The sequence below is a fragment of the Vibrio fujianensis genome, assembly GCF_002749895.1.
In the GTDB taxonomy this organism is placed as follows: domain Bacteria; phylum Pseudomonadota; class Gammaproteobacteria; order Enterobacterales; family Vibrionaceae; genus Vibrio; species Vibrio fujianensis.
In genome coordinates this window covers 210,746-217,733 of sequence record NZ_NBUS01000043.1, presented here as the reverse complement: position 1 = coordinate 217,733, position 6,988 = coordinate 210,746, and the positions used below count along the sequence as shown (strand labels likewise).

Genomic DNA, 6,988 nt, shown 5'->3' with positions numbered 1-6,988 from the left:
CCTTTCCCCGCCAATGCATTGAGGTAAGCGGGTAATGTGGCTGTTAAGGTTTTCCCTTCCCCGGTACGCATTTCTGCAATTTGTCCCGCATTAAGTACCATACCACCAATCAGCTGGACATCGAAATGACGCATGCCAAATACGCGTTTAGAGGCTTCACGCACAGTAGCAAATGCTTCAGGAAGTAATTGATCTAATGTTTCACCTTGCTCGATACGTTGACGAAACTCGATCGTTTTTGCTTGAAGTTCATCGTCCGAAAGTGCTGCAAATGCAGGCTCAAAGTTATTGATCTCTTTTACAATTTTTCTTAGACGGCGCAGGGTTCGGTCATTACGACTCCCAACCACCTTTGTCAGTAACTTAGTTATCATCTGTTGTGGATCTCTCTTTAACTTAGATCTGCTTGATCTATTTTTAATATCTCTACTCTCTACCTATCTGCAACTAAGGGTACTGAGATAAATCATATATCTTGGATATTGTGATGGTTTTCTTTATTTTCAAGACACTAAATAAATTATGTGGCCCTTAGTGTAAGAAATTTTATTGTTAAGAACCAACGGTAATCAGGCCCGTTTGCACTCAACTTAACATTTTGTGTGATTAATCGGGTGCAAAACCATCACCTTGCCAGTCAAGGCGGCAAATTATTACCGCTTTGTCCCGAACATTACCACCAATTAAGACGGTAGCTTTACAATAAACATAAAAAAGCCAGACTAAATAGTCTGGCTTTTTTTAATCCGTTAGCAGCTAAGCAATCACGACATTCGGTTCAGCAAAAGTCACTGGTGAACCGACTTCTTCTTCAAAAGTCGCCCATTCCCACGCTTCTTGATCAGCCAATACAGCTCGTAACAATTGATTGTTTAAGCCATGACCTGATTTATACGCTCTGAACTCACCAACGATAGCGTGACCAGACATGTACAAGTCACCGATCGCGTCCAGCACTTTGTGTGTTACAAATTCATTAGCAAAGCGCAAACCTTCCTCATTCAGAATGCGGTAATCATCCAGTACGATTGCGCAATCAAAACTACCACCTAAGCATAAGTTTTGTGATTGTAAGAACTCAATATCGCGCATAAAACCAAAAGTCCGTGCACGAGAGATTTCTTTCACAAACCCTTGAGAAGAAAAGTCAAACACTAAATGCTGTTCGTCACCATCAATGGCTGGGTGGTTAAATTCGATTTCAAAGTCCATTTTAAAGCCGTTATGTGGACGAAGTTCAGCCCACTTATCGCCGTCTTCAAAACGCACAGTTTTTTTGATGCGAATGAAACGCTTAGGTGCGTTTAGGTTTTCAATACCAGCTTGTTGCAATAGATAAACGAATGGGCTTGCGCTGCCATCCATAATCGGGATTTCAGGCGCATCCACTTCAACAATCACATTGTCAATTCCCATACCAGCGAGCGCTGCATTTAAGTGCTCGACGGTTGAGATACGAATACCTTCATCATTGACCAATGCTGTACAAAGCATGGTATCTCGTACTGATTGAGGATCTGCCGGAAAATCGACCGGAGGATTCACATCGGTACGACGATAAATAATACCTGTATTTGCAGCAGCTGGGCGAAGTGTGAGCGTGACTTTACGACCAGAGTGAAGCCCCACCCCAGTTGTTTTCACTATTTCTTTCAGAGTACGTTGTCTGATCATCTACTTGCCTCTATTTCGATGCCACAAAGCTCGACCGATAAAAATCGACCGGAATTCTACCAGAATGTTGAACCGTGTCAAATTGTGGCGCTATATTAATCAGCCTGACGACGTAAAAAAGCTGGAATATCTAAATACCCACTTTCCTTTTCTGGCTTAGGCGCAGTACTTTGGCTTGCCGAAGAAGTACGGTTAGCGACCGATGATGGCTGAGCTTGCACTTCTTTTTCCTGCAAAGGTTGTGCCACTCTTTCATCCATTTTAGCTGCCGAAGCGACTGTTTGAGGTTGTGCTACCGCTGCAGTTTTGCTTTTTCCACCAGCAACCAAAGTGATATCAGGCTTTTTCTCATTACCGATCCCGGTTGCAACCACAGTGACACGAATTTCATCTGCCATATCAGGGTCAAGAGATGTGCCGATAACGACTGTCGCATTGTCGGAAGCAAACGCTTTTACCGTATTACCTACCGTTTCAAACTCATCCAGACGCATATCTAACCCTGCGGTGATATTAACGAGTACGCCGCGAGCTCCTGCGAGGTCGATATCTTCTAATAACGGACTAGAAATAGCCATTTCTGCTGCTTCTTCCGCTCGATCTTCACCTTTAGCTACACCACTCCCCATCATGGCATGACCCATTTCAGACATCACCGTTCTTACGTCTGCGAAGTCAACGTTAATCATACCTGGGCGGGTAATTAGCTCAGCAATACCTTGCACTGCATTCTTTAGTACGTCGTTCGCGCTAGCAAAGGCTTCAAGTAACGTAATGCCTCGTCCCAATACTTTGAGTAGTTTTTCGTTCGGAATGGTGATCAACGAATCAACGTGCTTAGATAGCTCTTCAATTCCTTGTTCAGCAAAAGCCAAACGCTTTTTACCTTCAAAGCTAAATGGTTTAGTTACAACAGCAACCGTTAAAATCCCTAACTCTTTAGCGACTTCAGCAATCACTGGTGCGGCACCTGTTCCTGTACCACCGCCCATTCCAGCAGCGACAAATACCATATCGGCACCTGACAAAACTTCTTTAATTCTATCTCGATCTTCGAGAGCTGCGTCACGCCCAACTTGTGGATTAGCACCGGCACCTAACCCTTTGGTAATATCACCACCAATTTGAATAACGCTACTCACGGTTGCTTTACGAAGTGCTTGTGCATCTGTATTGATACTGATGAATTCCACGCCTTCGATGGACTCACGCACCATGTGTTCTACGGCGTTTCCGCCGCCACCACCAACCCCAACGACTTTAATTACCGCATCGTCAGACATTTCCATCATCGGTTCAAACATGTGTTATCTCCGTTTTTCCTGCTGTCAGGTTAAAACTCTTTTTGTATCCAGTTACGCAAACGACTCAATAAGCTCGACATTGATTGGCGCTTAGGCTCTTGATATTCAGTATCGTCGTTAATTTGACTATCTCTTGCGTAATGAAGTAAACCCACTGCCGTAGAATGATACGGCTCTTTTACATAATCAGTAAGCCCACTGACTTCAAGTGGCTTACCAACCCTAACTTGGTTGCGAAACACTCGTTCCGCACAATCAACAACGCCTTCAATCTGCGCAGCACCACCGGTTAAAACAATACCTGCAGCGAGATGATGTTTAATACCTTCTTTGCGCAGTTTTTCCTGAACCGTGTCAATTGTCTGGTTAACTAACCCCATGAGTTCAGTGTAGCGGGGCTCAATCACTTCCGACAAGGTTTGTCGTTGTAAACTGCGTGATGGCCGTCCGCCTACACTCGGCACATTAACCGTGTCGTCCTTGCTCACTAACTCACTTAGCGCACAACCGTATTTCACTTTGATTTCTTCTGCATCGCTAACCGGCGTACCAAATGCGAATGCTATATCACTGGTTACCGCATTGCCCGCATAAGAGAGAACTTCTGTATGTCGAAGTGCGCCACCAGTCCAAATGGCTATATCCATAGTTCCGGCACCGATATCGATCACGCAGACGCCAAGCTCTCGCTCATCTTCAGTAATGACGGCATGGCTTGCCGCTAAACCTGAATACACCAGTTGTTCAACTTTAAGTCCGCAACGTTCAACCGCTTTAATAATGTTCCGGGCCATATCATTATGGCAAGTAATCAGGTGCACACTGACTTCCATTCGCACCCCTGATAATCCTAATGGATTTTTGATACCTTCTTGGTAATCAATGGTAAATTCTTGCGGGATAACATGCAAAATCCGCTGTTCGTCACCAATTTTAATCGACTTGGCAGTATGGATTGCACGATCCATATCATCTTGAGAAACTTCCTCATCGGATATGGTTCCCATTCCCTTCTCAATTCGGCTTGCAATATGCCTGCCAGAAATAGATAAATAAACATTATTAATTTGACATTCGGCCATCAGCTCAGCTTGGTCAATGGCGCGTTGAACCGATTTAACGACCGACTCGAGATCATTGACGCCACCTTTATCCATGCCGCGAGAAGGGCTACTGCCTGCACCGATAATATTGATTTGACCATCGGGAAGAATTTCTCCCACTAACGCAGATACGGTAGCGGTTCCTATATCTAACCCGACAACAAGACTGTCATTGGTCATTTTCGTCATGTGTACTCTCTTTGCCATTCTTACTCTGAGAACCAACCAACCGCCGCACCAGTGTCATACCTAAGATCGATATAACTCACTCGTTCAGTATCATGCCCCAATTGCCTATAGAGCAGAAAAAAGCGCGCAATGCGCTCATTTAAGGATTCTTTTCCTATCTCTAACCGGATACCGTTATCTAATATAATTTGCCAAGCCCGTCGCTCGTTAAGTACTAATGAGGAGATATTTAGCCCTACATTCTGGAACTCAGGGTTATATTTTCTCCATGTCGCCAACACTTCTTTTTCGCTATCATCAGGCCCATAGAGCTTGACATACTCTTGCTTAACTAGGCCAATATCTCCATTGAAAATAATGCCTTTATCATCCAATAGCGTATTGCCATTCCAAATCGCCGCCACTTGATGCTCGGTTAAAAAGACTTTTATTGTATCGGGCCATTGCTTTCTGATAGAGGCATGAGCCACCCACGGAATCGCTTGTACTCGATTTTGTAAAGCATCAATGTCTTGAGACATAAATGTCCCAATATGCTCTAATTGCCCAAATGCTCGCTGTACATCAAGGGCTGATACATATTGACGATCGCCTTGTAACACAAGTTTAGACAGCGGAAGACGATGTTCATCCCACATCCAACTGATCGTGGAGTACAACAAAGCGCCAAGCAACAGCAGCACCATTAAGAAAAAACAACCACCAGCGAGATGTTGTTTTATTCTATATGAAACGGACAAACGACGACCTGCAGTTAACATATCGTTAATCAAAGTCCGATGATCCTGATGTCGATTGGCAATATCATTCCCTATTTATTTTTACAATAGAGGCAAAAGCACAGGCTTTAACCCCTGAATTATACTGAGGTGATGCAAAGTATCAAATAGTCAAATACAGAAATTAACCATAAATCGTGCCTAAATTGCTATATTGCTTCAGTTATGCAACTTATTTATGCGCTTGCATCTGTTCAATATCCAATTTAAATTCAGCTAACTGACGAGCAACCTTACCAATATCCCCAGCGCCTTGCGTCAACACTAAGTCACCATCTTGCAGAATATTGGCTAACACGGATGGCAAAGCTTTCGTTTCTGGAACGAAAATGGGGTCAATTTTACCCCGGCTACGAATGGCACGGCACAGAGAACGCCCATCGGCTCCAGCGATAGGTTTCTCTCCTGCCGAATAAACCTCCAACATCACTAAAACATCCACTTGTTCCAAAACATGAGCGAAATCATCATATAGATCCCGAGTTCGAGTATAGCGATGGGGTTGGAAAATCATCACCAATCGTTTTTCAGACCAGCCACTGCGCGCAGCTTTGATAGTGACGTCCACTTCCGTTGGATGATGACCATAGTCATCGACCAGCATGACCTTGCCTTTCCCAGATTCAAATTCTCCCAAGTGGTCAAACCGGCGACCGGTTCCTTGGGTGTTAATCATGGCACGTAAAATGGCTTCATCGGTAATGTCATCTTCCGTAGCAACAGCAATCGCCGCCGCAGCATTGAGTGCATTATGACGGCCCGGTATATTGAGGGTAATGTTTAACTTTTCTTTCCCTTTACGCACGATGGTAAACCGACCTTGCTGACCTTGTTGATGATAATTTTCAACCCGGACATCTGCTTGTTCAGAAAAACCATAGGTGATGACTTGTCGACTAATTCGAGGAATAATTTCATGAACCACAGGATCATCAACACACAATACTGCTTGACCATAAAAAGGGAGGTTATGTAAAAAATCAATGAATGTCTGCTTTAGCGTTTCAAAATCACCGCCATAAGTATCCATATGATCCGCTTCAATATTGGTCACTATGGTTACCATCGGTTGTAAATAAAGAAACGAGGCATCACTTTCATCCGCTTCAGCGATTAAGATTCGGCTTGAACCCAAGCGAGCATTGGTTCCTGCACTTTTTACTAAACCGCCATTTACAAAAGTAGGATCCAACCCGGCTTCTGAATAAATTTGAGTAACTAATGCCGTCGTGGTTGTTTTACCGTGCGTTCCAGCAACCGCGATACCATGACGAAAACGCATCAGTTCTGCCAGCATTTCTGCTCGACGTACGATAGGAATTCGTTTTTCACGGGCGGCGATAATTTCAGGGTTGTGTTCATTGATGGCCGTGGATACCACCACCACACTGGCATGCTGAACATTATCAGCCTGATGTCCAATGTAGATCTGCGCCCCTTTAAGGGTCAACCGCTCAGTCACCGCATTGACGGTTAAATCAGACCCAGTAATACGATAACCCTCATTGAGTAACACTTCTGCGATGCCACTCATACCAGCACCACCAATACCGATAAAGTGAATACTTTTTACTCGGCGCATTTCCGGAATCAAAGCGCGGATTTGGGCTAAGTTTTGGGTATGTTTAACTGTCATTTATCGTTTCTCATTGTTTGTTAGCGGTTATGCTTATAATGGCGTCGGCCACAGCTTGATCGGCATTTAATTTGGCCGCCTCTCTTGCTCTTTGTGCCATCAATTGTAGTTGTGGGCGATCGATCGACTTAATCATATTGACCATGCTTTCAACCGTCAGTTGTGGCTGTTCAATCATCAATGCGGCGTGACAAGCAACCAAGTGATCGGCATTAAGTGCTTGTTGGCGATCTTTATGCATAAAAGGGACAAAAATCGCCGCAACGCCAGCTGCCGATATTTCTGAAACGGTTAAAGCACCGG

At 44.2% G+C, this 6,988-nt stretch carries 6 protein-coding genes and 1 pseudogene; all 7 read right to left on the bottom strand.

All coding sequences use genetic code 11. The annotated features are described in order from the left end of the window. Positions 1-374: pseudogene (gene secA, locus B7C60_RS19040) on the bottom strand (preprotein translocase subunit SecA); the annotation flags it as partial. Between the two features lie 382 nt (positions 375-756). Further along, on the bottom strand, positions 757-1,674 hold the full coding sequence (lpxC, locus tag B7C60_RS11845; RefSeq protein WP_099611825.1) for a UDP-3-O-acyl-N-acetylglucosamine deacetylase: 918 nt from the start codon (positions 1,672-1,674) through the stop codon (positions 757-759). 95 nt (positions 1,675-1,769) lie between these two features. Further along, entirely contained in the window at positions 1,770-2,978 is a 1,209-nt protein-coding gene (ftsZ, locus tag B7C60_RS11840; RefSeq protein ID WP_099611824.1) for a cell division protein FtsZ, read from the bottom strand. A gap of 29 nt (positions 2,979-3,007) precedes the next feature. Then, entirely contained in the window at positions 3,008-4,270 is a 1,263-nt protein-coding gene (gene ftsA / locus B7C60_RS11835; protein WP_099611823.1) for a cell division protein FtsA, read from the bottom strand. Positions 4,271-4,290: 20 nt separating this feature from the next. Beyond that, positions 4,291-5,043, bottom strand: coding sequence for a cell division protein FtsQ/DivIB (locus tag B7C60_RS11830; protein WP_170887159.1), 753 nt, complete (start codon positions 5,041-5,043; stop codon positions 4,291-4,293). A gap of 178 nt (positions 5,044-5,221) precedes the next feature. Beyond that, positions 5,222-6,685, bottom strand: coding sequence for a UDP-N-acetylmuramate--L-alanine ligase (murC, locus tag B7C60_RS11825; RefSeq protein WP_099611821.1), 1,464 nt, complete (start codon positions 6,683-6,685; stop codon positions 5,222-5,224). Between the two features lie 10 nt (positions 6,686-6,695). Next, positions 6,696-6,988: glycosyltransferase (locus tag B7C60_RS19035; protein WP_281251702.1), on the bottom strand; the 293-nt coding region annotated here is incomplete at its 5' end.

Coding starts and splice junctions, on each gene's coding strand:
- ftsA (WP_099611823.1), bottom strand. CDS start 4,270: ATGACGAAAATGACCAATGACAGTCTTGTTGTCGGGTTAGATATAGGA.
- ftsZ (WP_099611824.1), bottom strand. CDS start 2,978: ATGTTTGAACCGATGATGGAAATGTCTGACGATGCGGTAATTAAAGTC.
- murC (WP_099611821.1), bottom strand. CDS start 6,685: ATGACAGTTAAACATACCCAAAACTTAGCCCAAATCCGCGCTTTGATT.
- lpxC (WP_099611825.1), bottom strand. CDS start 1,674: ATGATCAGACAACGTACTCTGAAAGAAATAGTGAAAACAACTGGGGTG.